Raw genomic sequence first — 25,384 nt, 5'->3', positions numbered from 1 at the left:
TAGGGTCTAAACCATCCGATGGTGGAACTCGACTTACTCGTCCTCATCGTCATCCTCATCCATGACTGGACGATGCACAATGCCGCCAAAATCGTAGGGCCCCTTGGTTACCACCGGCAACACCTCCCAGTTCTCAATTAACGGTGGTGAACTGGTGGTCCACTCAAGGCTGAGGCCGCCCCAAGGGTTATCCCCTGCAACTTTCCCCTTATTCCAACTCCAAATGACGTTAATTAGGAACGGGATAACCGAAAAGGCTAAAACAAACGCACCAATGGTGCAAATAACGTTGATGGGTTCAAACTGAGGGTCGTACATCGCCACCCGCCGCGGCATTCCCTTCAGCCCCAACTCATGCATCGGCAAAAAGGTGAGGTTGGTGCCAACTAAGGTGAGCACAAAATGGGCAATACCAAGGGGTTCATTCAATAATCGCCCCGTCATTTTCGGAAACCAGTGATAAATCCCGGCGTACAGGCCAAAGACCGACCCACCAAACAGAACATAGTGGAAGTGAGCCACCACATAGTAGGTATCGTGGACATGAATATCCACGGGAGCCGTTCCTAGGGTTACCCCACTTAAGCCTCCCAACACAAACATTGACAGCAGGCCAATGGCAAAGAGCATGGCACTATTGAGGCGAATTTTGCCGCCCCACAGTGTTGCTACCCAGCTAAAAATTTTCACCCCTGTGGGTACCGCCACAATGAGGGTGGAAATGGTAAAGAACATCCGCATCCACGGTGGGGTACCACTGGTAAACATGTGGTGAACCCAAACAAACAGACCTACACAGCAGATAGCTAAGCTGGAGTAGGCGATCGCCCAATAGCCAAAAATCGGCTTGCGGGCGTGGATGGGAATCACCTCCGACATAATCCCAAAAATGGGCAAGATCATTAGATACACTGCCGGGTGGGAATAGAACCAAAATAGATGCTGGTAAATCMCCACATTCCCGCCAGCATCTGGTTTGAAGAAGGAGGTGCCAAAATTAATGTCAAACAGCAGCAAAATCAGACCAGCTGCCAGTACAGGTGTTGAAACTAAGGCTAACAGCGAGGTTGCTAAGGTTGCCCAGCAAAATAACGGCAATTGATCCCAGCGCATACTGGGCACCTTCATCTTCCAGATGGTGACGATAAAGTTCACCGACCCCATGATTGACGAAGTACCCACCAAAACAATGGCCAAAATCCACATGCTCTGCGCCGTAGTGGCCGTAATCGTACTCAAGGGCGGATACGATGTCCAACCCGCTTGGGCACCCCCAAACAGGAAGCTTGCGAGCAGCAGCGCCCCCGCGGGTGGATTTAGCCAAAAGGCCAAGGCATTGAGTCGGGGAAACGCCATATCCCGTGCCCCCACCATTAACGGCACAAGGTAGTTGCCGAAGCCACCAATGGCCGCTGGCACAATCCAGAGAAAGATCATGATTGTGCCGTGGTTTGTCAAGAAGGCATTGTAGAGATTGGGGTCGATGAAGTCAGAATTGGCCGTCGCTAGTTCTGTGCGCATGGCCACCGCCATTAAGCCCCCGATAAGGTAGAAAATAAACGCAGTGACAAGGTACTGAATGCCAATAACTTTGTGATCTACATTGAACGTGAAGTAGTCGTACCACTTCCAAGCCTTGGGATGGTCGGGTAAGGACAGGGGAGTATCTAGCGGGAGTTGTGCTTGCGCCATAGCTCTCTCAAGAATGCAACAGTCTAGTCAGGTCTAGTCAAATCAAAAAATCAAATGTGGTCGCTGGAAGGCACTGGCTGGGGCGATTGTGCCGCCGCTGCAACCTGGGCGAGGAGTTGGGGCGTGACCCCTAGCGCTGCTGTATGACTGGCCACTAATGAGGGGGAGGGAATGGCTGCCATCGTTTGGTTTTGGCTCAGCCATGTCTCAAACTCCTCTGGGGTATGGACAATGACCTGGGTGCGCATAGCACCATGGTAGCCACCGCAAAGTTCCGCACAGACGACGGGGTACGTGCCCGGCTTCGTGGCCTTAAAACGCAGCTCAGTGGGAACCCCCGGAATGGCATCCTGCTTGAGCCGGAACTGGGGCACCCAAAAGGAATGAATGACATCCCGGGCAGACAGGTTTAACTGCACGTCCTTGCCGACGGGAATGTGTAACTCTCCGCTGACAATACCTTGGCTAGGATAGGTGAAAATCCAAGCGTACTGCATCCCCGCCACATCCACAACCAGATCAGGCATTTTACCTTGAACATCCGGACTGGCACCAATGCCAACTTCCGGAACGCTATTAGTCTTGGTGGCTAGGAGGGGTGGGGCATCGGTAGCGGTCGTTTGGGGGGCTGCGGCAACAACGGCCACAGCAGGATTGTGATCTCCCATGGTGTGCATGGCATGATCTCCGGGGTTCAGCCCCCCCATGCGTTGGAAAATATCCACGCTATAGATGCCAAGGAAGATGACTATCAAGGCCGGAATAGCTGTCCAAAAGGCTTCAAGAGGTAAGTTACCCTCCACGGGAACCCCATCACCATCATCCCCAGCGCGGCGGCGGTAGCGAATCACAAATAAAATAATGGCGCCTTGCACGACCAGAAATAGGGCAGTGCCAATGGTGAGCATGATGTCAAAGAAGTCATCGACTAGGGGAGCTTGTTCTGAGGCTTGCTCTGGCAAAAGGTTGTGGTTATGCCCCACCCAAAAACTGACAAGGGTGATGACAACCCCAGCGGTCAGCGTCCAAATTGAAGCTGGTATTTGTTCCATAGTGCTTGCCTAGGCCATCAGAGACAATCCCATCCCGATCCTAGGCAGATTCCTCAGCAATGGGGGTTAAAATAATCTAAAGATTCGTTAAGCTGCTTTTGCGTTGTCATTTTAGTCGTTAGTCAGCGCGGCCTCAACGCAAAAAAATTGCTGGAATTCTAGCGTTCCTTGCATAAAGCGTGATACCCTAGGTGAGGGCGAATAGAGCATTCAGTGCCCCAACCCTAGTAGGTTACTATTAGTGAGTTGGCAGTTTTAGCTATATTCGATCCACGGCGGTTCCATTTAGCAACAGTAGCTGTGAATCAAACAAGCGAGCATTTTACTATGTCAATGTTAGCGGGGTTAGTGCGTAGAACTCATCTGCGCCCTTTTTACCGTGATGCGGTTTGTCATGCGTGATTGGCCGGTGTTTATTGTTGCTCTTTTTAATCTGCTTAAGGGAGGTTTTTTTATGTCTATCCGCCTGTATGTGGGCAACTTGCCGCGTGAACTCAACCGTGAGGAGCTAGAAGCTCTCTTTAATAGAGAAGTGGGGGAAGTTGGCACTACTAAGCTAATTACCGATCGCAAAACTGGCAAGTGCCGAGGGTTTGGTTTTCTAACCGTGGAGTCAGAGGAGTTGGCGGATCAAGTGATCGAAAAACTCAATGGCTATACCTTCAAAGACAACCCTCTCAAAATTGAGAAAGCCAACGACAAGCCCAAAGCTGAGACAAAGGACGAGCAAGTCGTGGAAAAACCTAGCGTTAGCAGTCGCAGCAATCCTCGTAAAGCTAGCAAGGGGGGAAATCGTCGCCCGCAAACGCCAGCGACAATTGGGTCTAGCTCTATAGATACAGAAGCGGCTCAACCGGATCCTCGCTGGGCTGATGCGTTGGCGCAGTTAAAAGAGCGACTGCTGGCGCAGAGCACAAATCCCTAGCGCCTTGCCCTATATTGTTGGGGGCTTCTATGCCAACAGATCCGTGGCCGTTTGTTACCCCCGGTATTCCCGATAGTCTCTTTGAACGCCTTCCCGGTATTCCCTTAACGCAGCGGGAAACACGTTTGCTGATGCTATCGTACCTGCGGCTTGAGCCGGAGTCGTGTCTTTGGGATGTGGGTGCAGGCACGGGCACCATTGCGGTGGAGGCAGCACGTTTGGCTCATCGCGGTCAGGTGATTGCTGTTGAGCGGGATGAGGAGGTGGTGGATCTGATCCAGCGGAATTGCGATCGCTTTGGGGTGAACAATGTTCAGATTGTGGCAGGKTCGGCACCAGAGTGTTTTCCGCAGTTAGCMCCCCCGCCGCAGCGAATTTGTCTTGAAGGGGGTCGCCCCATTAAAGAGGTGCTGTTGCAGGCGTGGGAGTATTTAGCCCCTGGTGGGCGTTTGGTGGCGATCGCCGGCAGTCTTGAAAATCTTTATGCCCTTTCGGAAGGCTTTGCTACGGTGCAGGCGCGCAGCTTAGAGGTGGTGCAGTCGGTGATCAATCGCTTGGAAACCCGTGGCGGACACCGACTCTTTACGGCGGTTGAACCTATTTTTATCCTCAGTGGCGAAAAAATTTCCTGATGGGGATCGGGCAGTTGTGGGTGGTGGGCACCCCCATTGGCAACCTAGAAGACATCACGGCTCGTGCTTTACGGGTGCTGCGGGAGGTGGATCTCATTGCGGCAGAAGATACCCGCCATACTGGCCGGCTGCTACAGTACTTTGGCATCACCACGCCCCAGATTAGCCTTCATGCCCATAATACCCAACAACGCCTGCCCCACCTCCTTGCCAAACTACACGCTGGCCAACAGGTTGCCTTGGTGAGTGATGCGGGGCTGCCGGGGGTGGCGGATCCGGGGTACGAGCTGATTGCCGCTTGTATTGCCGCCGCTGTGCCAGTCATCCCTATTCCGGGTGCCAATGCGGCCTTGACGGCGTTGATGGCGGCGGGGTTACCGATGGCGCGGTTTTGTTTTGAAGGGTTTTTACCTCCGAAGGGGCGCGATCGCCAGCAGCGTCTTGACCAGCTACGCCAGGAATTGCGCACAATGATTTTCTACGAAGCGCCCCATCGCCTTCGCGCAACCTTGCAGGATTTTGTGGACACCTTTGGGGGCGATCGCCCCATTGTCTTGGCTCGTGAGCTAACCAAACGCTACGAAGATTTTTGGCGGGGGTGCCTTGCAGCAGCCAGTGAGTGGGTTACCCAAACCCCTCCCCGAGGCGAATATACCCTTGTGGTGGCCGGCAGTGCGCCCACAGCCTCCCCTATTTCCTGGGAGCAACTCCAAACCGAACTACAACTCTTGCAGTCTCAAGGGCTGTCTCTTGCCGAAGCCAGTCGCCAACTAGCGGCTCTGACGGGTGTGTCTCGCCGTCAGCTTTACCAAATGGGCTTAAGGGGAACCCATAGCAATCGATAGAATAAAGGGATAGCAACATTCTTGGGCGCGGTTGCGATCGCCCCACAATGGCTAGGAGTACACCAGCATTGGCAAGTATTAACTTTTGGACCCTGCTGATTCCCCCCGTCGCCGGAGGGATTATCGGCTATTTTACAAACGATCTTGCCATTACAATGCTCTTTCGCCCCTATACCCCCCGCTACATTGGCGGCAAGCAGCTTCCCTTTACGCCGGGGTTAATTCCCCGCAATCAAGAGCGGTTGGCGCGCCGTATTGCCGATGCCATTCTGGGGTCTCTGCTCACCCCTGAAGAACTGCAAAACCTTGCTCGTCGCCTCTTGCAGGTGCAGCGGGTGAAAGCAGTGATCTACTGGCTCCTTGAAACCAGCATTACCCAAATTAAAGAGCAAAGTGAACAGCGATCGGCGCAAGTGCTGGCCAACATTCTGCGCGACTTTTTTGGCGGTGCCCTCCCCCGCCTGATCAAAGTGTGGTCGCGGCGGGAAGACTTTTTAGAGCCACAGCTCAACCAGTTATTTGATCAAGTGCTGGTTGAGCTACAACTCAGCGATGAACAGGCAGAAAAACTAGCGAATTGGCTACTGGCGGTGATGCTGCCTCCAGATCGTCTGCGCTTAGCCATTATTGATTTTTTAACCGATCGCACCATCAACATTTTGGATCAAGAACTGCGGCAACATACCAGTGGCACCTACTGGGTGATGGCCAATTTAGTCGGAGTGCGCAATACGCTGATCCGGCTGCGGGAGTACTGCCTCAATGAACGGGAGGCTTGCAACCGCCGCCTTAACGACCTGATTCAAGCCCTTGCCCTGCGCCAACGCTTAGTAGAAGCCTTGCAAAATATCAGTTTACAAAGTTTACCCCTTGGCACCGTGCGCGAACTGCGGCAGCTCTTTCGCCAAACCGTGCGGACTTATATTCAAGAACAGGGATTTGGGGTGATTGAAGCGGTCAGTCAAACCGTAGATTGGGAGGGAATTTCCCTGAGCATTTTGCGGCGACTGCGAGAATCCGCCAGTTTAGCGGCGTCCCTTGAGGTGGTGAGTGATGAATTAGCGCTCGTGCTAGATCGCTACCTAGAGCGGGATCTCGAATTGATGATTGAGCGAGCCATTCCCATCCTTGATTTAGATCGAGTGATTGTGGATCGGGTCAAGGCCACTTCTCCAGAAAACCTTGAACTGGCGATTCAGGGCATTGTCCGTAGTGAATTGCAGGCGATCGTCCGCTTGGGGGGAATTTTGGGGTTCTTGATTGGTCTAGTGCAAGCTGGATTTTTGTACTGGCAAGCTAGGCCAAGTCTCTAGGAATTCTCTTCAGGTCTTGGAGTCAGCAATGGGGGCAAAGTATTTGTTAACTTCCTCAAGGTCAACAATCCAAGATAACTCTGTACGAATCAAAGAGCGGACAACTACAAGGCGGCGATAGACCGAGGTAATTTCAAACGGCTCATCCCGTAAATAGAGGCGATCGCCTTTGCGAAACATTACTGCCATCGTTGGGTCGTTAGTCTTAGGGCATCAGCCTCTTCCCAGTGTTCCGAAAATTTAAGGATGCCTCCTCCGCCAATCAGGTGATTCTGGGGAAGATAATGCTAGGGTGAGTACGGTTCCATAACCAACCATTGATGGAGACAGTGCATGAGTACACTGGTTGTAATTGCCTTCGATGATGAGTACAAAGCAAACGAAGTTCTCATCCAGCTCCTAAAGTTACAGCGGGAGCATCTCCTAGACCTTGAGGATGCGGCAGTTGTTGTCCGCACGAAAGATGGGAAAGTAAAAATTAACCAAACCCAAGATTTGACCTTGGCAGGTGCGCTGGGCGGTGGCTTCTGGGGGCTGCTGATTGGGTTGTTGTTCTTTAACCCATTGTTGGGTTGGGCAGCCGGGATCGTCGCCGGAGCCATTTCCGGCAAATTTACCGACATTGGCATCGACGATAATTTCATTAAGGAATTAGGGCAAACCATCTCCCCGGGCACGTCCGCGATTTTTACCCTCGTGCGGCAAGCCACTCCAGACAAAGTTATCGAGGAAATTGCACCGTTTGGCGGTAAGGTGCTGCGCACATCGCTGTCGAAGGAAGATGAAGCAAAATTGCAAGAAGCCCTCAATCGTGGTACCTCTGCTGGTGAATCTAGCGAGGGCTAAGAATCCTTAAGACCCAGCAACTGTTAAAAGGCTCGACCATTCTGAGAATGGCTGAGCTTTTTTTACAACTGGTGCCGTACAGCCCACGCGCTTTAGCCGTGGGAGTATGTCAATCTCTGCCCTAGTCACGTTCCGTCCACCGCAGGCGCATAGTCTAGTCCTGAAAAGGCCCGTGATCTCGTTGATCTATAGTGTCGATCTATAGTACAGAGTAGAGAAAGCACGACCAAGCGGTTTCTAGGGTGAGGGTACTGATCGAAAAAGATTATGCTAGGTTAAAAGTAGCTCTGGTCAGCTATGGTTAAAAAACCAAGGCCATTCTCTATAGCGATACAGTAGGAATATCAATGGATTATCTAGAGAACCTGCTCGATAGCCTCAAATCGTGGTTGAAGAAGCTTCTCGAATTGTTGGGGGGGGCGGAGCCAACCCCTGAACTAGAACCAATTCCAATTCCTGTACGCGATCGCCGCTAGATTAATTCGTGATTTTGCGGGGATTGCTTTGGCGTTTAAGGTGCTAGTGCTCCACGGCCCCAACTTAAACCTCCTGGGTCAGCGCGAACCTAGGGTTTATGGCCAAGTGACCCTAGAGACGATTAACCAGTCTCTGCATAACCTTGCTGGGAGTCTAGGAGTTACGTTAGAGTGCCTGCAATCTAATCATGAAGGGGTGCTGGTGGATGCGATCCAAGATGCACCGTCCCATGCGCAAGGTATTCTGATCAATCCTGCGGCCTATACCCATACCAGTGTGGCGATTCGGGATGCGATCGCCGCGGTGGCCTTACCAACGGTCGAGGTGCACCTCAGCAATATTCACCAGCGGGAATCCTTTCGCCATCATTCCTATATTGCCCCGGTGGCTTTAGGGCAAATTGCTGGTTTTGGTGCTGAGAGTTATTTGCTGGGGTTGCGAGCACTGGTGGCGCACTTGCAGAAGGTGGCTAGCGCTTAGGGAACTTCGCTGTGGGGTTGGCGTGGGTCATCGGTGAGAATGGGGACCCCCAGTTGGTGTGCCAGCCAAAATTCTAAGTTACGAACCCACGACTTGCCATCTAGGCGGTTTACAAGGATAGGGTTGACCAAAATTGTAAACATCCCTAGGCGGTTACCCGCCAAAATATCCGTGAAGAGGCGATCGCCCACCATGGCTACTTCAGCAAATGGTAAGTTCATGGCATGAACGGCTTGGCAGATTTTCCGGCGAGAGGGTTTACCCGCGCCCATTAAAAACGGCAGATCGACCTCTTGAGCAATCCGTTCAATGCGGCGATGGTTCAGATTGTTGCTTACCAGCCAAACCTGCATCTGTACTTTGATGTCCAGCAGCCATGCGCGTACCGCTGGTGACAGGTCTGTGTTCCATGTGGGTAGTAGCGTATCGTCCACATCTAAGATCATCCCCCGCAGTTGCTGTTCGTGTAAAACTGCCGGGTGTAGATGTTCAATCGTCCCCTGTAACACTAGGTTGGGTTGGAGCAATCTTGCCAGCGCGCCTTTTGCCATTGGGGGTCAACATGAAAAAAAGGGCTTTTGTCACACTATCACACTCCTTTTACCGAGGAAATGCTCTGAGGTTAGCCCTGATACGATGAGTTTCAAGCGAAAGCTGGATAATTGACCCCCTGCCGGTGTATAACTAGCGGCACTCATTTGCACCCTCCTATGCAAAAACACGGTTGCTGGCTGTACCTCCTGCTAGCTATCTTTGCCCTCGTTCTAGGGGGTGCGGTTCCGACTGCGGCAACGAACGCACCACCGTTGGAGTATTGGCAGCGAGTGATGCAGGAGCACCAACAGCACCAGCAGACAGTGGGGCAACAACGTCAACAGTTAGAACGCCTTGAAGATGCGGCCAGCGATCGCCTCGATCGCCTCGAAGCCAATGTAGAAACGACGACGAACCAGTTGGCTGCTGTCAGCGATCGCCTGACAGCAGCGGAAACCATTCTCAAGGATCTCCAAACCCAACAACAAGCGATGGCGAAACGCTACCACGCCAATATGGAGGTGATTAGCGATCGCCTGCGCCGATTGCAACGCTACCGCCAAATTCCCCACTGGGCAATGCTTTTTGAGGCCGAGACTCTAAACGATTGGTTGGCTCAGCAATATCGCCTCCGCCAAGTTTATGAGCGCGATCGCCAACAACTGGTTACCCTCCAGCGCGATCGCCACCGCCTTGAGCAGCAGGAGCGACACATCAAAACCCAACAGCGGTATATTCAAGCCCTGCGCCAGCAACTCACAAAACAACAGGATATTTACACTCGCGAAGCCGCCAGTCAACGTCAATTGGTGCAACGCCTGCGCAGCGATCGCCGTGCCCTTGAATCCATCGAAGCCCAACTGGCTCGCGATAGCATGGCAATTCAACAGTTTTTAGCTCAGCGTCTCGGCTATGTGCCCCAAGGCTCACCCCCCTTACCCCGCAGTGGTCGCCTCGCCTATCCCATCCGTGCCCCCATTACCAGTCACTTTGGTTGGCGCATCCACCCCATTTTAGGCACCCGTCGGTTTCACGCCGGCACTGACTTTGGCGCCGACTTTGGTACCCTCATCTATGCTGCCCAGAGCGGCACAGTGGTTTTAGCGGGCTGGTCCGGTGGCTATGGCCAAACCGTCATCCTCGATCATGGCAGTGGCCTAACAACCCTTTACGCCCATGCTCAACGCCTACTCGTGCGCGAGGGACAAACGGTACAGGAGGGGCAACCCATTGCTGAAGTTGGCTCTACCGGACTTTCTACGGGCCCTCACTTGCACTTTGAGGTTCGTGTCAACGGCGAGCCTACCGACCCCTTGGCCTATCTTTGATGCTCATAGGGGGATCGCTCAACGTATTCATCCGTCTTCAGCGGGGCGATCGCCCACACCCACTAGCTTAGCCAAGCCTATCCCTGTAAAGTAAAGCGCCATCAGTGCCCCCGCTAATAACCCTTGGGTCACTGGATCAATCGAGGGAGTTAAGACCGCAGCCACGGCAACCGCAATAATCACCACATAGCGCCACTGGCTCAGCATCTGGGCAGTGGAGACAATCCCCAAAGAAATAAGCACTAACTGTAAGATAGGCACCTGAAACGCTAAACCGGTGGCAAACAGAAGCAGCAAAATAAAATCTACATAGCGATCAATCGACCAGATTTGCTCGACCACATCCGCACCATAGCTGATGAAAAATCCTAAGGCCGCAGGAGCAAGCAGCGTATAGGCAAAGGCTAAGCCCGCCACAAAAAGAATCGAGGAGCCAAAGACAACGGGGGCGAGTAACCGCTGCTCGCGGCGGGTCAACCCCGGTAAAAMAAAGCGAATCCCTTGGTACAGAATCATCGGCGTAGCCAATAGCACCCCACTGTAGGCAGCAGCCTTACAGGAGACAAAAAAGTACTCCCCTGGGCTAAGTTGCAAAAACTGTGCCCCTTTGGCGGGTTTTTCGAGGAACTGAATGATCCAGCGTACTTGGGTAAAGCAGAATATAGTCGTCACGGCGACGGTGCCCAAGACCACAAACAGCCGTTGCCGTAGCTCCTCAAGGTGATCCCAAAGGGACATTTCCACCTCGTTAGGAAGCTCCAGATCAGGATCCTGCTCGGTATCTAGATCCCTATCATCAAGGTTACCTTCAGCAGGCGTCAGCTCTGAAAATTTAGCGGAAGGGCTATCGGTGTTGGGCGATGGCATCGTTCAAAAAACAACTCTCTACTGTAGAATCTATGACTCTATCATCCTACTAGTGAATCCCTCGCTCATGCGTTTGCTATACCTAGGGAGAGGCTATGCTCAGCGGGGTGCTCAAGAACTAAACAAACCTATGATCGTATAATGGCTCACGATAATTAACAGCATTGCAATTGTCCTATGCTTGCGGCAGGCGTTGCCAACTGAGCGATCAAGGATTGAAACATGGCCACAGGAGACCCCTTCATGGTGTATGAGCAACAGCAATGGTAAGTTCTGGGCCTAAACCCCGTCCGGGTGGCTTTGCCGCCCTGATGCGAAACACGAATTTTTTGAAGCTGTGGGGGGGGCAAATTATTTCCCAACTGGCGGACAAAATCTTTCTGGTGCTCCTGATTACCTTAGCGGTGTCCTACGATGCCAGCTACGAGTTACCGGGCTCTAAAGCCTCGGCGGTGATGATTGCCAATMCCCTACCCGCCGTCTTCTTTGGATCAACAGCAGGTACCGTTGTCGATCGCTATCCCAAGCGAGAGGTGATGAGTATTACCAATGTCCTCCGGGGCCTATTAGTGCTTGCCTTAATTCTCATTCCCAAAAAATTTACCCTTTTGCTGCTGGTGGCCTTTTCTGAGTCCATTCTCACGCAGTTCTTTGCCCCTGCTGAGCAGGCAGCGATTCCGCTCTTGGTGAAAGAAGAAAATCTGCTCTCGGCCAATGCTCTCTTTATCACCACGATGATGGGGTCGTTGGTGGTTGGCTTTGCGGTGGGAGAGCCTCTCCTCAGTGCCGCAGCAGCCATCGGGGGGATCTACGCTCGCGAAATGGTAGTGGGTGGCCTCTACATTTTGGCGGGGCTGGTTTTAGCCCTGATTGCCCACCGCGAAGTGGTGCAGGAGCCTCCCCACGGGATGAATATCTGGCGCGATTTACAAGATGGGTTCCACTACCTGCGTAAGAATAAACTCTTGGGCAATGCCATGCTCCAGTTGACTATTTTGTACTGTGTGTTTGCGGCACTGACGGTGTTGGCGGTCAGCTTAGCCCAAGAGATTGGGTTGCGGCCTAATCAATTTGGGTTTCTGTTGGCTGCCGCAGGGGTGGGGCTGATTTTAGGCGCGGGTATTCTAGGGCAATGGGGAGAGCACCTGCATCACCGTCCCCTCCCCTTAATTGGTTTTTTGATCATGGCAGCCGTCTTGCTGGTGTTTGCCTTTGTCCATAACCTTTGGATGGGGCTGGCCTTGAGTATTCTCTTGGGGATGGGAGCCTCCTTAATTGGTATTCCGATGCAAACCCTCATTCAGGTTCGCACCCCCCCAGAAATGCGGGGTAAGGTGTTTGGCTTCCAGAATAATATTGTCAATATTGCCCTCAGTGTCCCTTTGGCAGTGGCGGGGATTCTCTCAGATCTGCTGGGGTTGACGATTGTGATGATGGGGATGGGAGGAGTGGTGGCGATCGCCGGTCTGTGGGCATGGCATAACACCCGATCTGTTCTGGAAGATGCAATTTAGGAAACCGCAATGGCGCTATTACACTTGAGTACGTGGCCTGAGGTGGCCGACTACCTCACTGAATCTCGCGGTTTGATTGTGCCCATTGGTTCAACCGAGCAGCATGGCCCCATCGGCTTAATTGGCACCGATGCCATCTGTGCCGAGGTCATTGCTAAAGGGGTGGGGGATGCCACCGGCGCGTTGGTCGCACCTACTATCAATGTGGGGATGGCGTTGCACCACACGGCGTTTCCCGGAACTATTAGCCTGCGCCCCAGTACCCTGCTCCTTGTCCTGCGTGACTATCTGGTGAGTTTGGCACGCTCAGGGTTTCAACGCTTTTTCTTTATCAATGGCCATGGCGGCAATATTGCCACCGTTAAAGCCGCCTTTGCCGAAACCTATGCCGCTCTTACCGAACTACAGATTCCGGGGGCAGATCAGGTGCGCTGTGAACTAGCAAACTGGTTTATGTGCCCTTCGGTAACCCAACTGGCGCGTGAACTCTATGGCGATCGCGAAGGCTCCCATGCAACCCCCAGCGAAGTGGCCGTCACCCAATTTGTCTATCCAGAGGCCATTAAGCAAGGCGTACTGAGTGCCGAGGTCAACAGGGATCATGCCATCTACGGTGCTGTGGATTTTCGCCGTCGCTATCCCGATGGTCGGATGGGTTCAGACCCCAGCTTGGCGACCCCAGAGCACGGCCAACAGTTTTATCAGCGCGCCGTCAACGATTTGAGCCAGCGCTATCGTCAATTTCTTAGTGCCGAGTGAGGAGGCTGCCATGACGGCTGATATTGCCAATGAACCCCTCGCACCCCAGATTTGGCACTGGCAGGGCTATCCAATTGTCTATCGCCACCAAGGAACCACGGGCACGCCCCTACTGCTGATTCATGGGTTTGGTGCCTCGAGCTTGCACTGGCGCAAAAATATACCTGTCCTTGCCGCTGCGCATCGGGTTTACGCCATTGATCTGTTGGGGTTTGGGGGATCGGCTAAGCCTGCGCCACACATGGTTAGCTATACCTTTGAGACGTGGGCAACCCTTGTGCTGGACTTTTGCCATGAGGTGATTGGCGCCCCAACGGTGCTGATTGGTAACTCCATTGGCTGTGTTGTTGCTCTCCAGGCAGCGGTTTTCGCGCCGGAGTGGGTCAGGCAACTGATCTTACTCAACTGCTCCCTGCGGCAACTGCATGAGCGCAAGCGGCAGCAGCTCCCGTGGTATCGCCAGTGGGGTACCACTTTGCTACAACGGATTCTTGGCAATCGGGCGATCGGAACCTACTTTTTCCGCCAAATTGCCCAGCCCCGCGCCGTGCGCCGCATCCTTCACCAAGCCTACGGGGATACAACAGCGGTGACCGAGGAACTGGTGGATATATTGCTCGGCCCTGCTCAAGATCAGGGAGCGGCAGATGTTTTTTTGGCGTTTGTGCGCTATTCCCAAGGCCCAGTGCCCGAAGACCTCCTTCCTTTGGTGACCTGTCCTACTTACTTTCTGTGGGGGGCGGCGGATCCGTGGGAAGCGATCGTCGAAGGGCAGCAGTTGGCAGCCTTTCGCTGTGTACGTGAGTTTGTGCCCCTAGCAGGGGTAGGGCATTGCCCGCAGGATGAGGCACCGGCGCTGGTAAATGCCTATCTTCAGCAGTGGCTGGCAACGCCCAGGTGAACTACCGCTCATCATCGCTACGGGCTAGATAAGCGGCTTCCTTGTTCAACGGGGACAGCATCTAACAAAACCGACGTTTTACCAGATGACTTACGTTCCCTCCCAAAGGCAGTAGAGCGAGTTCCTAACTCCAATATCCGCAAGGCTTCATTTCTGATGTTGATCGCAGCGTTCACGTCTCGGTCATGCTCTGTAGTGCAAACCTCACACCTCCAATTGCGAACCTCAAGCGGTAGGCTACCCACTTGATTGAGGCAAACATGGCAGGTTGTTGAAGAAGGAAAGAAACGATTGACTTCGATATATATCTTTCCTGCTCTTTCAGCTTTGTACTTGAGCATGGTGCAAAACATCCCCCAACCACCGTCACTAATCGCTTTAGCGAGGTTGGGATTTCGCACCATCCCCTTCACATAAAGATTTTCTACAGCAATCACTTGGTTGTCGTTGACTATCTTGCGGGATAGCTTGTGTAGAAAATCCTCACGACAGCGAGCTATTTTACTGTGAACGCGAGCGACTCGCTGTCGAGCTTTATCGCGATTGTTGCTTCCCTGCTTTTTGCGAGAAAGCTTCTTCTGTTTGCGCTTTAGGTTACGAGCATGTTTGGCTAAGTGCCGAGGATGATCAAACTTTGAGCCGTCACTCGTAATTGCGAAGTGAGTCAGCCCTAAATCTATGCCTATTGCTTTCCCCTCAGGACTAGGAGGAGGTTGCTCTCGGCCATCCTCAACGAGGAGGGACACATAGTACCTCCCATCTGGATTGAGGGAAACCGTAGCCGATTTGATTTTTCCCTCAAACTCTCGATGTTGACAGCAGTACAATTTCCCAACGTTTCCAGGGAGTTTAACGTCATCCCCTTCTACTTTGACGTTTTGAGGGTAGGTCATCGATTGACGACCTTTTTTGGATTTGAATCTTGGTAGCTTCGCTCTTCCCTCAAAAAAGTTCTTGTAAGCCGTGGATAAATTTAGAGCCACAACTTGCAAGCACTGCGAGTAAGCTTCCTTCAGCCAAGGGTGCTCCTTCTTTAGGTTAGGGAGTAATCCCTGAATAGCTGAGCGTGATAACCCTTTCCCAGTTGATTGGTAGGTTTCTTGGCACAAGTTGAGCGAATAATTCCAGTACCAGCGACAGCAGCCAAAGCTTTTGGCTAGGGCTAATCTCTGTTCGTTGGTTGGGTAGGCTCTGAACTTGTAGGCTTGCAACACTTAGCGCTTTTGGATATTACTGATAATATCTTAGCAGATAGCAAAGCGGATGTGCGACGCACTTTTTTTTATTAGTCGCAATTCATCCCACAATTCACCTGCGGTAGCATCGGGGACTTCTTGCGATATGTCGTTAAATAGAAGTAGTGGCTCCTATTTTAGCCTAGGTCTGTGGCATGGAATGCACTAGAGCGCAACATATGAAGGGCAGGGGCAATTTGAATCCCTTGGTCTGTTGCATAGGCCACTTCAGGATAGGGTGGACTGGGCGGCTCAGGGGTGCGCGCGACAAAGTCAGCAATCCGCAGCTGCGTTGCCGCCATCTCTAGGGTCATAATCCACGCCCTGCTATTTCCCTTTGCCCCCGCATGGGCAACCCCTCGCAGACGACCCCAGATAATAATATCACCCGCAGCAATTACACTCGCCCCCGCATTGACATCGCCAAGCACGATGACACTGGCACCGTGGCAAATTTCCATACCTGAGCGCAGAGTCGTTTTCAGGTAGAGGGGACTGACAGCAGCCTCCTCGTCAGTCGTTGCTGCAATTAGAGGGGGAACCGGCGGAGCGCCTTGCTGAACGCTGTAACCGAGGGTCGCCGCAGCGATCGCCGTTTGCCGCCGCTCTGTTATCACTTGCACCAGTTGCAAGCGCTTCTCCCCAAGAGCCTCCGCCAATTGTTGAATCTGGCTTTGATCCATCAGCCGCTGGCCACAGTGACACTCCACCGCTAGCATCCCAGCCCAGAGTGGTTCTTGGGAATCTAGGCGAATCTGGATCTGCGGCCATAGATCCACCCATTCCAAGTGAGCGGGTAACGTCATTTTCAAGCATTCTTGAGCGTACTCAAGGCCAATCTCAGGCAGTTGGGCTGGCTCGAGTCCCGCGAACGTGTCTGGAGTCTCGGTCAGATCCGGCACCACAGGCTCTTGGTGCTCAGGCGTTGGTGTGCTTGCAATCTCACTCATGAGATTCGCCGTCCGGTTCCATCTTAGCAAGAGGCGTCGATATCAAGGATTGCCCACCCGCAACCGTTGCGTAATGAGCACCATGCCAGTGTCACGGATTAGAGCCACGGAAATCCAGCGATTGCCCGGCTGCTGAGGGGCGCGGCCAACTTTGAAAATTCCCCCCGCCGCCAGTAACTCAAGCTTGACTGACCCAGGATTTGTGTAGGTTTGGGCATTAATGGGCTGATCGCTGGCAGCCCCCAGCAAAATGGTATTGCCGATAGGTTCCTGCACAATGGCATCGAGGCTAAAGTCTTCTCCGGGACGTACCTGCTGCGGTAGTGAAAACTGCACTGTGGGCGGCGTACTGCCAATGCTAATGGTGGTCTTTTCGCTGGTAATGTCTTGACGCAGGATTTTGCCATTTCGGATGGTCTGGGTGGCTTGGAGGGTGCCACGAATCGTTTGGGGGCGATCGCCAGAGCCGCCCTTGCCGTCAATCGTGGTGGTCACCTCCACAACCCAATCCTCTCCTTGCTGCTGCCAGCGATCCACACGGGTACTGTAGCGGATTTCAGCGTAGGGCTGCCAAAACAAAGGCAACTGCTGCCGCAAAATTTGAGCTGTTAGACCGTCTGGCGTACTGAAGCTCGGGTCATAAAAGGCCATCACCGCGTCAATATTTTTTTGACTGGCGGCACTATCTAGACCTGTCACCACCGCTTGCACACTCTCGGGAACAGCAGTAGTTGCCTGAGCAGTGGGTGCTGCCCAACTCTGGCTGTGCCCGGCACCGAGTAATACGGTCAACCCAATGAGTGGAACGAGTAAACCCCTGCGCATCCTTTACCGCCTTTATCAGTCATTTGCTCTACCCTACACAGAACTATCGTTGTTTGGCTCTAGCGTGGCGCTATTTATCGTCATCAAAATTAGCTGAGTTATCCTGCTCATCCACCGGGGGGCGATCGATGGGCTGGTAAGGCACGTACTCGCTACCGTCATTGGTTACGTCGGGACGCGGACGGGGAGGACGCCGCCGCCGTGGGCGATCGGTCGTTTCTGGGGAAGGGGTCGTGGGGGGGCGCTGACTTGGCGGACGAGATGGTGGACGGTAGGGTTCATCCACAATATCATCCACAGGGGAGGTAGGGGGCGCAGGGCGGGGGCGACGGGAGGGGGGACGGCGCACCGATCGCTCTGGCGGTGAGGCAGGACGGGAGCTAGAACTACTGCGGCGCGAGGGCAACCGACCCACGGGTGGGCTATCGTCAAACTCGTCGTCCTCGTCGTAGCGAGAGCGAGCAGCGTCCCGGCTACCACGAATACGCCGAACAGGGGGATAGTCGTCTTCCTCCTCGTCATCGTAGGGTTCAAGCTCTTCTAATTCTGCCCGATAGCTGTAGCTACGACTCACTGGCCGTTCTTCATCCACGATGGGGGTGTTGCGCCGTGCCTGTTCCGTGGCAGCGCGCCGCAGGCGAATACTTTCGTAGGCAAAGAACGCAGCGGTTCCCGTGAGTAAAAATTGACCAAACAACAGAATGGGATCGAGCCGCCACCCCTGAAAAAAGAGAATGCCGCCACACAGCAACGCCACCGCAGCAAAGAAGATATCGTGATCCCGGGCTAACTCTGGCTGAATTGAGCGCAGGAAGTATAGGAGTGCCCCTGCGACTGCCAAACCGATGCCCAGAATGCCAGCAGGGCCGAGTCCAACATTAACAATTTGGCCAAGGAGCGGGGAAAAGAAAACGTGTGTCATTCCAGCCGGAGGGCGAAGGGGCAAGGTAGGGCACAGAGCCATAGCCTAATGATTAGACTATGACCCTTATTTTAACGAATAGCGCTAGGTATCTTGTGCGCGGCGCAGACGGCGCAATGTCTCGCCTAGGAGCGCTGGACTTTATCCACTTGGCTAAAAATCAATAGTGCACCAAAGGCAGCCCCCAGCACAATTGCCCCCGCCAACAGGCCAATGAAGAATCCTTTCAGCGAAGGGGTAATGGTCAACAACAATGAGTAAGCAGACAGCGAGTGCATCATGGCGTCCGATCCAATCCCTACGTCAAAGCAACATTAGGATTTTAACAAAATGTGGTTGGGATTCCTAAGGGGCTATACCCAATTGCGCCACGCCCGCAGCCGCACCATGATCTTGCTCCACCATCCCCGACTGCGCAGCCGCTCCCACAAGGAGATCACCGGCATCCCTTGGGCGTGGTTGCGTGGCACCAGGCCAATGTTTGCGCCAGTGGGTCGTAGCGATCGCCCCATGGCCATTGCCGCTTCCCGTGCCTGCTCCTGGGGGTTCACAAAGGAAAGAGTCGGTGCCGGTAGAACCCGAGCCAAGGCACAGAACCGATCGTTGGGATAGTTTTTGACGGCGCCTTCCACCACTAGCGTGGCTGACTCACCGCCATCCACCGCCGTGGCATCGGTGACCCCCTGCTGGAGTAAAAACTCCTGTAGTTGGAGGAACGAAAGCCCCACTGAGCCGCCATTTCCTCGACCATCACTGACAACAAAGACATATTCATTGCTGCGTCGTCCCAAAATGGCCTTGGGAGAGGTGCGATCGCTAGCATTTACCGGCAGTTTATTGCCCTGCTCTAAGAGCTGCTGGGAACCACTGACAACATTAAAGGGATTGCGGGGCAACTTCCCCCGATAGAATTCCATTCCCCCTGCGGCAGGAAAGTGAACAAGGGCTGGATAGCCGCCCTCGTAGGGACGTACCACCTTGCCATTGACCACATAGGCCCCCAAGACCCCTGCTGGAATACTCCCCCGTCCTGTCAAGCAGGTTTCGCGCAGAGCGCTATAGCCAATACCGTTAGGGGTTACCTGCCCCATTACCCACGCTTGATAGTCCCGCCATGAGCTGAGGGAACGAGTCTCCAGCCACCGAAAAAAGTTCGTGTTCATCGCCACTACTGCGCCAGTGCGCCGGGCAAAGGCAGCAGTGGTTTCGAGGGAGGTATCTTGGCGACCTGGGGTGGCTTCGGTCATGACCACCGCGTACTCAGCCATGGGGGCAGCCACCATATACACCTGTGTTTGATCCACCATGTGGGTGGAGTAGTGCACTGTTGCCAACACAGACACAAACGGGAGGCTGAGCATGGTGGTCTCCAGTGACAGGGCTACCCTAGCTGACGTAGGTTAGACGCTCTTGGTTCTACTCTACGCTCTTCGCAAATACAACAGCAAAAGGCGGATCCGCCTAGGGGGTATCCCCTTGGGGATATTGCTGCCACAATTGGGTGCTTTCTCGCAAGCTGTGGTAATCACCGTTCCCCAGAATCAGGTGATCCAGCACCGGAATCCCCATGAGTTGGCCTGCTTGCAACATCTGCTTCGTTAGCTCAAGATCTGCCTGACTTGCCTCTAGATTCCCAGAGGGATGGTTGTGCGCCATAATCAGCCGACTCGCATTACGGCGAACGGCCTCCCGAAAAATTTCGCGGGGATGGGCAAGGGTCTCGGTTGCCGTCCCGACACTGATCACATGACTGCCGAGCAGACGATGCCGCACGTCTAGCAAGAGCACAGCAAAGCGCTCCGTGGCCTGCCACATTAAGTCAGCACTAAGGACGGCAGCAGCCAGCGCCGGATCGTTAATCAGGGTTTGCTCGCTAGGCCGCGATTGAAAGACGCGTTTTCCTAGCTCAACGGCGGCCAAAATGGTCGTTGCTTTGGCCGGGCCCACTCCAGGGATTGCCATGAGCTCTTCGGGGGTGATGTCCCGCAGCCCACTGACGGCATCGGTTCCTTCACTACTATTCTGCGCTAGGTGCTTGAGAATAAACTGCCCCAAGCCAATAGCAGAGAGTTTACCCGGACCTTGACCGGTGCCCAATAGAATGGCCAGCAATTCAGCGGAACTCAGGTGGCGAGAGCCATGACTCAAGAGTTTCTCGCGGGGGCGATCGCCCGTGGGTAGATCGGTAACACGCAATGAGTAGGACATCGCCAAGCGGGGTCAGCAACGGCAGTAAGAATTACTTCCCACAGCATACCAAGGGATGCCATGGGTGTGTCGCCTAATTGACTGGCACAAACAGATCAACAATTAGTTGACTTTCATTTGCATTTGATTAACACTAGAGACAGCAAAGAACAGAATTACTCTGTTTATCCTCAATGAACTTGCTGCGAATCATCTCCTTGCTTTCATTGGTCAAGGGGCAGTCTCTTGCTGCTGCCAACCTAGGGAGGCAGGTACTGCCTGTTTGGCCAAAATCCCCTTAAAAAGTGTCTTTGAGGTTGCTAGATCCAACAAAATCATCAGTTGAGGAGTGAGTTATGGCACGACCGTTATGGGCTTGTCTAGGGCTGGCAGTGGTTCCAGTCAGTTGGACATTGCCTGCACTAACTGCTAATAAATTGCAACATGCTTTAGAAAGTGTGTTACCAAATTCAGCAGGATATTTTGAGACTAATAATCAACAAGTGCCTGAGCCTGTGACGGTGATTGCCCAAAATCGGCGCCCGGCGGCTCCCGTGCCCTCGGTGGCAGAGCTAGACTCTGGTGCAGTCCTTCCCACTTCATCGCAGCCTCAAGAGCAGAGCCTTGGCATTCGCCGCAACTTACCCCAGGTGACCTCGGTCAACCAGTTGTCGGATGTGCGCCCGACCGACTGGGCCTATCAAGCCTTAGCCTCCTTGGTCGAAAAATACGGTTGCATTGCGGGCTATCCGGATGGCACCTTCCGCGGGAACCGCGCGGCGACTCGCTATGAGCTGGCTGCTGCTGTAAATGCGTGCCTCGATGTGATCAGCGATCGCTTTGCGACGAAGGAAGACCTCGCCACCCTGCAAAAATTGATGCAGGAATTTGCCAACGAACTGGCACTTGTGAAAGGTCGGGTCACCAACCTAGAAGGCCGGGTTGCCAACCTAGAGGCCACCCAGTTTGCCACCATGACGGTGCTGCGTAGTTCTGTGCTGGTTAACGTGTCCGATGTTTTGTCAGGAACCACGGCAGTACCCGCCCCTGGTAGCGGCTCTACCATTCAAGACAATCCCGTTGTCACCTACCGCGCTCGGTTTAACTTTGATACGAGTTTTTCCGGGAAAGATGTGTTGCGGGTGCGCCTTCAGGCGGCCAATATGCCCCTCTATCAGTTAGTGACTGGCACAAACATGGCGCGTCTAGCCTACGACACCAATACCGCAGGTGCCTTTGGCGTTGATGATCTCTATTACCGCACCCCCCTTGGCGATCGCCTCTTTCTGGCCTTTGATGCCAATGCGGGTAACTTTGATAAGAACGTGTTTGTCTTTAACCCGCTACTGCAATCCGATGAAACTGGTTCTCTGACGCGCTTTGGTCGTTTTAATCCCATTTATCGTATTGCGGGTGGTGGTGCGGGTCTGTCCCTGCGCTACAAAATTCTTGAAAATAAAGAGCGAGGAACGGGGATAGACTTTAACCTTAGCTACCAAGCCCCACGGGCTAATCTGCCGTTTGATCGGTCGGTTAATCCTGCAGGCCCCAATAATGCCCTAGGTAATGACAATGGCTTCTTCAATGGTGCCTACGGTGCCCTAGCTCAGTTAGACCTGCGGCCAGCAAAAAATATGGCCTTTGGTTTCACCTATGTCCGATCCTTTGGCACAAACGTTGCTGGAGGCACGGGGAGCAGTGGCTTTGCTGGGTCTGCGGCCAACCCCACTGGGGTCAATGACCGCAATACTGCCGCCGATAGCTTTGGCTTTCAGTTCACCTATCGCCCCATCCAGAAACTTAATGTGGCTGGTTGGGTCGGGTACTCAGATGTGCGTATTGTGCAAAATCAGGCTGATTTTGTTGCAGGTGCCAGAAATGCGGAGGTGCTGAACTGGGCGGTTAGTGCTGCTGTGCCTGATCTGCTGAGCAAAGGGGATGTCTTGGGGATTATCTTTGGTCAGCCGCCGCAAACGATCAATGTCAGAAATACGTTTGGTGGGTTTGCCCCCTCGACGGCATTTAATTCCTACCACATCGAAGGGTTATACCGCTATCGGGTCTCGCCAAACATTGCTATTACCCCAGGGATCATTGCGTTGGTGAACCCCAACAGCAACAGCAACAATTCCCCCATCATCTTAGGGGTGGTGCGCACCACCTTTACCTTCTAAGGGTTCTCTAGCGAGAGTATCAGGAGCCTGTCCGCAAGGCGGCTCCTTTTTTCATAGTTATTTTTATAGTTAAAGGTCGCGGTGCTGAAAGGGTTTTGCGCCGTCACCGCTATAACTGGCAACGATATGGCCATCCCCCACCAGTTGATATTTATAGGTCACCAGACCCTCTAGACCCACAGGCCCACGGGGCGGCAGTTTGTGGGTGCTAATCCCCACTTCGGCACCAAAGCCATAGCGAAATCCATCCGCAAAGCGGGTGGAGCAGTTATGAAACACATTAGCGGCATCCACATCCTGTAAAAAACGCTCGGCAGTGGCAGGGTTCTCGGTGACAATGGCTTCGGTGTGGCCAGAGCCATAGGTGGCAATGTGCTCGAGGGCGGCCTCTAGGTTAGCCACTACTTTAATGGCAAGGATGAGGTCGCAGTATTCCGTTGTCCAATCGGCTTCGCTGACCAAGGTCATGGGCACAAGGTGGCAGGCAAGGGCATCGCCGCGCAATTCAACCCCCGCTTGGCTCAGGGCGGCGGCAACCTTGGGTAAAAATTCATCGGCAATACCACGATGCACCAGTAGGGTTTCAATGGCATTGCAGGCGGCGGGGTACTGGGTTTTGGCATCTACGGTGATGGCGATCGCCTTGTCGAGATCAGCGGCCACATCCACGTAAAGATGGCAGAGGCCATCGGCATGACCCAGGACGGGAATACGGGTATTGTTTTGAATGTAGCGGACAAACTCGTTCGACCCCCGCGGAATGATCAGATCGACCCACTCCTCCAACTGCAATAGCTCTGTAATCTCGGCGCGGCGCATTAACAGGGCGATCGCCCCGGCAGGTACCGCAGAGGTTGCCAATCCCTGCTGAATCGCCTGCATAATGGCTTGGCAGGAGCGGCTCGCCTCCTGACCCCCCTTGAGAATAGCACCATTGCCCGATTTAATAGCCAGTGCGGCAATTTGCATCACCGCATCTGGGCGGGCTTCAAAGATTACCCCCAGCACACCGAGGGGGCAGGTAACCCGACTGAGAATGAGGCCATCATCTAACTGGCGATGCAGTTGCCGTTGCCCTAGGGGATCTGGCAGTGCCGCCACTTGGCGCACCCCGGCGATCGCGGCTGCCAATTTACTAGGACTAAGTTCTAAGCGCGCGTAAAGGGAGGGAGTTAGACCATTTGCTCGCGCCTGTTCGCAGTCAGTGTGGTTTGCCGCTAAAATTTCAGGGGTTGCTGCCTCCAGCGCCACCGCGACAGCTTCTAGCGCCTGATTCCGAGCCGCAGCATCAAGGCTTGCCAATAGGCGAGCGCATTCGTGAACCGCTTTCACCCGCTGGACAAGGGAAGATTCTGTAACTGGCATAGGTTAAGAAAGCATCAGAAGAGTCTAGAGGGATCCTACGCTAAATTGCCCCATAGGTATGGTAGGGTAACGGCAATTAGGTTGCCCTAGGGTGACCTCCAAGGGATAAGTTTAGGAGGATCATGCGGATTTTATTTGTTGCTGCCGAAGCTGCCCCCTTAGCGAAAGTGGGGGGAATGGGGGATGTTGTTGGTTCCCTGCCGAAAGTATTACGGCGGATGGGTCATGATGTGCGAATCTTTATGCCCTACTACGGTTTTTTGCCCGATAAGATCGAGATTCCTAAAGACCCTATTTGGACTGGCTTTGCCATGTTTCAAACATTCCATGTCTATGAAACGGTGTTACCCGGTTCAGACGTGCCGCTGTATCTCTTTGGCCATCCCAGCTTTAATCCCCGCCGTGTGTATTACGGTGAAGACGAGGACTGGCGGTTTACCTTGTTTGCCAATGGGGCGGCAGAGTTTGCGTGGAATTACTGGAAACCCCAGATTATTCACTGCCATGACTGGCACACGGGCATGATTCCGGTTTGGATGCACCAAGACCCAGATATTACGACGGTGTTCACCATCCATAACCTCGCCTACCAAGGGCCGTGGCGGTGGCGGCTCGAGCAAATGACGTGGTGTCCATGGTACATGCAAGGGCACAATACAATGGCGGCAGCGGTGCAGTACGCCGATCGCGTCAATACAGTTTCGCCGACCTACGCTGAGCAAATTAAGACCCCAGAGTACGGTGAAAAGCTAGAAGGACTGCTCTCGTTTATTAGTGGTAAGCTGTCGGGCATTCTGAACGGGATTGATCCGGAGGTGTTTGACCCCAGTAGCGATCGCGCCTTGGTACAAAACTTCTCGGTGGATACCCTAGACAAGCGCAAAGCCAACAAAATTGCCCTCCAAGAAGAGCTAGGGTTAGAGGTCAATGCGGGGCGATTTCTGGTGGGGATGGTCACCCGCCTAGTGGAGCAAAAGGGGCTGGACTTACTTCTGCAAGTACTGGATCGCTTCTTGGCCTACACCGATAGCCAGTTTGTGCTCCTCGGCACCGGCGATCGCTACTACGAAACCCAGATGTGGCAGATCGCGTCGCGCTTTCCTGGTCGCTGTAGCGTTCAGTTGCTCTACAGCGATGTGCTGTCGCGGCGGATTTATGCTGGCTCCGATGCGTTTGCCATGCCCAGCCGCTTTGAGCCGTGCGGTATTGCCCAGATGATTGCCCTGCGCTACGGCTGTGTGCCAATTGTCCGGCGCACCGGCGGGTTGGTGGATACCGTATCCCACCACGATCCCGAGGCAAAAACCGGCACCGGCTACTGCTTTGACCGCTACGAACCCCTCGACTTTTACACCTGCTTAGTGCGGGCGTGGGAAGGGTTCCGCTATAAGCCGGAGTGGCAGGCACTGCAACAGCGAGGGATGCGCGAGGACTTTAGCTGGACAAAATCAGCGTTGGCCTACAACGCCCTCTACAACTCAATTTATGGTTTGCCGCCGGAGGCCATGCCCMCCCCGCCATTGCATCTACCGACAGGAGCGCTTACGTCGTAGTACTTGCC

General features: G+C 53.7%; 26 protein-coding genes. 13 read left to right on the top strand and 13 right to left on the bottom strand.

Annotated features, from left to right (window positions below):
- Window positions 1–33: 33 nt before the first annotated feature.
- Both ctaD and L5220_RS01750 read right to left on the bottom strand, forming a co-directional pair.
- Window positions 34–1,692: a cytochrome c oxidase subunit I gene (ctaD, locus tag L5220_RS01755; RefSeq protein WP_499571211.1), complete on the bottom strand. Its 1,659-nt coding sequence runs from the start codon at window positions 1,690–1,692 to the stop codon at window positions 34–36.
- A gap of 50 nt (window positions 1,693–1,742) precedes the next feature.
- Entirely contained in the window at window positions 1,743–2,744 is a 1,002-nt protein-coding gene (locus L5220_RS01750) for a cytochrome c oxidase subunit II (protein ID WP_499571209.1), read from the bottom strand.
- Between the two features lie 454 nt (window positions 2,745–3,198).
- Between L5220_RS01750 and L5220_RS01745 the strand changes: the two genes are divergently transcribed.
- The 4 genes from L5220_RS01745 to L5220_RS01730 are packed head-to-tail and all read left to right on the top strand — an operon-like array spanning window position 3,199 to window position 6,459.
- Window positions 3,199–3,669 carry an RNA recognition motif domain-containing protein gene (locus tag L5220_RS01745; RefSeq protein ID WP_198406080.1) on the top strand — a complete coding sequence of 157 codons (471 nt, stop codon included), beginning with the start codon at window positions 3,199–3,201 and terminating at the stop codon, window positions 3,667–3,669.
- A gap of 29 nt (window positions 3,670–3,698) precedes the next feature.
- Complete coding sequence (gene cbiT / locus L5220_RS01740; RefSeq protein ID WP_499571207.1) at window positions 3,699–4,301, top strand: precorrin-6Y C5,15-methyltransferase subunit CbiT; 603 nt, start codon at window positions 3,699–3,701, stop codon at window positions 4,299–4,301.
- 5 nt (window positions 4,302–4,306) lie between these two features.
- Window positions 4,307–5,146, top strand: a complete 840-nt coding sequence (rsmI, locus tag L5220_RS01735) for a 16S rRNA (cytidine(1402)-2'-O)-methyltransferase (RefSeq protein ID WP_499571447.1) — start codon at window positions 4,307–4,309, stop codon at window positions 5,144–5,146.
- A gap of 47 nt (window positions 5,147–5,193) precedes the next feature.
- Window positions 5,194–6,459: a DUF445 domain-containing protein gene (locus L5220_RS01730; RefSeq protein WP_499571205.1), complete on the top strand. Its 1,266-nt coding sequence runs from the start codon at window positions 5,194–5,196 to the stop codon at window positions 6,457–6,459.
- Between the two features lie 9 nt (window positions 6,460–6,468).
- On the opposite strand, the gene L5220_RS01725 is transcribed toward L5220_RS01730, so the two are convergent.
- Window positions 6,469–6,648, bottom strand: coding sequence for a hypothetical protein (locus L5220_RS01725; RefSeq protein ID WP_448525564.1), 180 nt, complete (start codon window positions 6,646–6,648; stop codon window positions 6,469–6,471).
- Window positions 6,649–6,792: 144 nt separating this feature from the next.
- On the opposite strand from L5220_RS01725, the gene L5220_RS01720 reads away from it, so the two are divergent.
- The 3 genes from L5220_RS01720 (at window position 6,793) to aroQ (ending at window position 8,262) form a co-directional block, all read left to right on the top strand.
- Window positions 6,793–7,305: a DUF1269 domain-containing protein gene (locus L5220_RS01720; RefSeq protein ID WP_448525563.1), complete on the top strand. Its 513-nt coding sequence runs from the start codon at window positions 6,793–6,795 to the stop codon at window positions 7,303–7,305.
- A gap of 347 nt (window positions 7,306–7,652) precedes the next feature.
- Window positions 7,653–7,781, top strand: coding sequence for a hypothetical protein (locus L5220_RS01715; protein WP_257790491.1), 129 nt, complete (start codon window positions 7,653–7,655; stop codon window positions 7,779–7,781).
- Window positions 7,782–7,803: 22 nt separating this feature from the next.
- A complete protein-coding gene (aroQ, locus tag L5220_RS01710) occupies window positions 7,804–8,262 on the top strand; it encodes a type II 3-dehydroquinate dehydratase (protein WP_499571445.1) in 459 nt (152 codons plus the stop codon).
- On the opposite strand, the gene L5220_RS01705 is transcribed toward aroQ, so the two are convergent.
- Window positions 8,259–8,813, bottom strand: a complete 555-nt coding sequence (locus L5220_RS01705) for a YqeG family HAD IIIA-type phosphatase (protein WP_448527436.1) — start codon at window positions 8,811–8,813, stop codon at window positions 8,259–8,261. The genes aroQ and L5220_RS01705 overlap by 4 nt on opposite strands.
- Window positions 8,814–8,972: 159 nt before the next feature.
- On the opposite strand from L5220_RS01705, the gene L5220_RS01700 reads away from it, so the two are divergent.
- On the top strand, window positions 8,973–10,124 hold the full coding sequence (locus tag L5220_RS01700) for a M23 family metallopeptidase (RefSeq protein ID WP_448527912.1): 1,152 nt from the start codon (window positions 8,973–8,975) through the stop codon (window positions 10,122–10,124).
- A gap of 27 nt (window positions 10,125–10,151) precedes the next feature.
- Here L5220_RS01700 and tatC read toward each other — a convergent pair whose 3' ends face one another.
- Window positions 10,152–10,862, bottom strand: coding sequence for a twin-arginine translocase subunit TatC (gene tatC, locus L5220_RS01695; protein ID WP_499571442.1), 711 nt, complete (start codon window positions 10,860–10,862; stop codon window positions 10,152–10,154).
- A gap of 392 nt (window positions 10,863–11,254) precedes the next feature.
- Between tatC and L5220_RS01690 the strand changes: the two genes are divergently transcribed.
- Genes L5220_RS01690 through L5220_RS01680 form a run of 3 tightly spaced genes read left to right on the top strand, consistent with a single transcriptional unit; the run spans window position 11,255 to window position 14,165 of the window.
- A complete protein-coding gene (locus L5220_RS01690) occupies window positions 11,255–12,505 on the top strand; it encodes an MFS transporter (RefSeq protein ID WP_499571202.1) in 1,251 nt (416 codons plus the stop codon).
- A gap of 9 nt (window positions 12,506–12,514) precedes the next feature.
- Window positions 12,515–13,264, top strand: coding sequence for a creatininase family protein (locus L5220_RS01685; RefSeq protein ID WP_499571200.1), 750 nt, complete (start codon window positions 12,515–12,517; stop codon window positions 13,262–13,264).
- Between the two features lie 10 nt (window positions 13,265–13,274).
- On the top strand, window positions 13,275–14,165 hold the full coding sequence (locus L5220_RS01680) for an alpha/beta fold hydrolase (protein WP_499571198.1): 891 nt from the start codon (window positions 13,275–13,277) through the stop codon (window positions 14,163–14,165).
- A 17-nt stretch (window positions 14,166–14,182) separates the two neighbouring features.
- Here the strand turns inward: L5220_RS01680 and L5220_RS01675 are convergent, their stop codons facing one another.
- The 7 genes from L5220_RS01675 to radC all read right to left on the bottom strand — a co-directional run bounded on the left by L5220_RS01675 (window position 14,183) and on the right by radC (window position 20,305).
- Window positions 14,183–15,379 (bottom strand): RNA-guided endonuclease InsQ/TnpB family protein, encoded by a 1,197-nt coding sequence (locus L5220_RS01675; RefSeq protein ID WP_499571196.1) that lies wholly within the window; start codon window positions 15,377–15,379, stop codon window positions 14,183–14,185.
- Between the two features lie 158 nt (window positions 15,380–15,537).
- Window positions 15,538–16,350: a septum site-determining protein MinC gene (gene minC / locus L5220_RS01670; protein WP_099799369.1), complete on the bottom strand. Its 813-nt coding sequence runs from the start codon at window positions 16,348–16,350 to the stop codon at window positions 15,538–15,540.
- 42 nt (window positions 16,351–16,392) lie between these two features.
- Window positions 16,393–17,175, bottom strand: coding sequence for a nuclear transport factor 2 family protein (locus L5220_RS01665; RefSeq protein ID WP_499571193.1), 783 nt, complete (start codon window positions 17,173–17,175; stop codon window positions 16,393–16,395).
- A gap of 70 nt (window positions 17,176–17,245) precedes the next feature.
- Window positions 17,246–18,139: a Ycf66 family protein gene (locus L5220_RS01660; protein WP_499571191.1), complete on the bottom strand. Its 894-nt coding sequence runs from the start codon at window positions 18,137–18,139 to the stop codon at window positions 17,246–17,248.
- A gap of 83 nt (window positions 18,140–18,222) precedes the next feature.
- Window positions 18,223–18,378 carry a photosystem II reaction center X protein gene (locus L5220_RS01655; RefSeq protein WP_227517371.1) on the bottom strand — a complete coding sequence of 52 codons (156 nt, stop codon included), beginning with the start codon at window positions 18,376–18,378 and terminating at the stop codon, window positions 18,223–18,225.
- Between the two features lie 72 nt (window positions 18,379–18,450).
- Window positions 18,451–19,458 carry a phosphodiester glycosidase family protein gene (locus L5220_RS01650; protein WP_499498639.1) on the bottom strand — a complete coding sequence of 336 codons (1,008 nt, stop codon included), beginning with the start codon at window positions 19,456–19,458 and terminating at the stop codon, window positions 18,451–18,453.
- Window positions 19,459–19,558: 100 nt separating this feature from the next.
- The gene (gene radC, locus L5220_RS01645; protein ID WP_099799372.1) at window positions 19,559–20,305 is read right to left on the bottom strand and encodes a RadC family protein; all 747 of its coding nucleotides are present in this window, start codon (window positions 20,303–20,305) and stop codon (window positions 19,559–19,561) included.
- A gap of 482 nt (window positions 20,306–20,787) precedes the next feature.
- On the opposite strand from radC, the gene L5220_RS01640 reads away from it, so the two are divergent.
- Complete coding sequence (locus L5220_RS01640; RefSeq protein WP_499571189.1) at window positions 20,788–22,458, top strand: iron uptake porin; 1,671 nt, start codon at window positions 20,788–20,790, stop codon at window positions 22,456–22,458.
- Window positions 22,459–22,527: 69 nt separating this feature from the next.
- Here the strand turns inward: L5220_RS01640 and L5220_RS01635 are convergent, their stop codons facing one another.
- On the bottom strand, window positions 22,528–23,823 hold the full coding sequence (locus L5220_RS01635; RefSeq protein ID WP_499571187.1) for a glutamate-5-semialdehyde dehydrogenase: 1,296 nt from the start codon (window positions 23,821–23,823) through the stop codon (window positions 22,528–22,530).
- A gap of 122 nt (window positions 23,824–23,945) precedes the next feature.
- Between L5220_RS01635 and glgA the strand changes: the two genes are divergently transcribed.
- A complete protein-coding gene (gene glgA, locus L5220_RS01630) occupies window positions 23,946–25,376 on the top strand; it encodes a glycogen synthase GlgA (protein WP_499571185.1) in 1,431 nt (476 codons plus the stop codon).
- Window positions 25,377–25,384 lie beyond the last annotated feature (8 nt).

The sequence above is a fragment of the Synechococcus sp. PCC 6716 genome, from assembly GCF_022570815.1.
GTDB classification, from domain to species: Bacteria; Cyanobacteriota; Cyanobacteriia; order Thermosynechococcales; family Thermosynechococcaceae; genus Thermosynechococcus; species Thermosynechococcus lividus.
The sequence above is the reverse complement of the archived record's forward strand: the minus strand, read 5'-3'. Positions and strand labels throughout refer to the sequence as shown.

Coding starts and splice junctions, on each gene's coding strand:
- L5220_RS01750 (WP_499571209.1), bottom strand. CDS start 2,744: ATGGAACAAATACCAGCTTCAATTTGGACGCTGACCGCTGGGGTTGTC.
- L5220_RS01745 (WP_198406080.1), top strand. CDS start 3,199: ATGTCTATCCGCCTGTATGTGGGCAACTTGCCGCGTGAACTCAACCGT.
- L5220_RS01730 (WP_499571205.1), top strand. CDS start 5,194: ATGGCTAGGAGTACACCAGCATTGGCAAGTATTAACTTTTGGACCCTG.
- L5220_RS01725 (WP_448525564.1), bottom strand. CDS start 6,648: ATGGCAGTAATGTTTCGCAAAGGCGATCGCCTCTATTTACGGGATGAG.
- L5220_RS01720 (WP_448525563.1), top strand. CDS start 6,793: ATGAGTACACTGGTTGTAATTGCCTTCGATGATGAGTACAAAGCAAAC.
- L5220_RS01715 (WP_257790491.1), top strand. CDS start 7,653: ATGGATTATCTAGAGAACCTGCTCGATAGCCTCAAATCGTGGTTGAAG.
- L5220_RS01705 (WP_448527436.1), bottom strand. CDS start 8,813: ATGGCAAAAGGCGCGCTGGCAAGATTGCTCCAACCCAACCTAGTGTTA.
- L5220_RS01700 (WP_448527912.1), top strand. CDS start 8,973: ATGCAAAAACACGGTTGCTGGCTGTACCTCCTGCTAGCTATCTTTGCC.
- L5220_RS01685 (WP_499571200.1), top strand. CDS start 12,515: ATGGCGCTATTACACTTGAGTACGTGGCCTGAGGTGGCCGACTACCTC.
- L5220_RS01680 (WP_499571198.1), top strand. CDS start 13,275: ATGACGGCTGATATTGCCAATGAACCCCTCGCACCCCAGATTTGGCAC.
- minC (WP_099799369.1), bottom strand. CDS start 16,350: ATGAGTGAGATTGCAAGCACACCAACGCCTGAGCACCAAGAGCCTGTG.
- L5220_RS01665 (WP_499571193.1), bottom strand. CDS start 17,175: ATGCGCAGGGGTTTACTCGTTCCACTCATTGGGTTGACCGTATTACTC.
- L5220_RS01660 (WP_499571191.1), bottom strand. CDS start 18,139: ATGGCTCTGTGCCCTACCTTGCCCCTTCGCCCTCCGGCTGGAATGACA.
- L5220_RS01655 (WP_227517371.1), bottom strand. CDS start 18,378: ATGATGCACTCGCTGTCTGCTTACTCATTGTTGTTGACCATTACCCCT.
- L5220_RS01650 (WP_499498639.1), bottom strand. CDS start 19,458: ATGCTCAGCCTCCCGTTTGTGTCTGTGTTGGCAACAGTGCACTACTCC.
- radC (WP_099799372.1), bottom strand. CDS start 20,305: ATGTCCTACTCATTGCGTGTTACCGATCTACCCACGGGCGATCGCCCC.
- L5220_RS01635 (WP_499571187.1), bottom strand. CDS start 23,823: ATGCCAGTTACAGAATCTTCCCTTGTCCAGCGGGTGAAAGCGGTTCAC.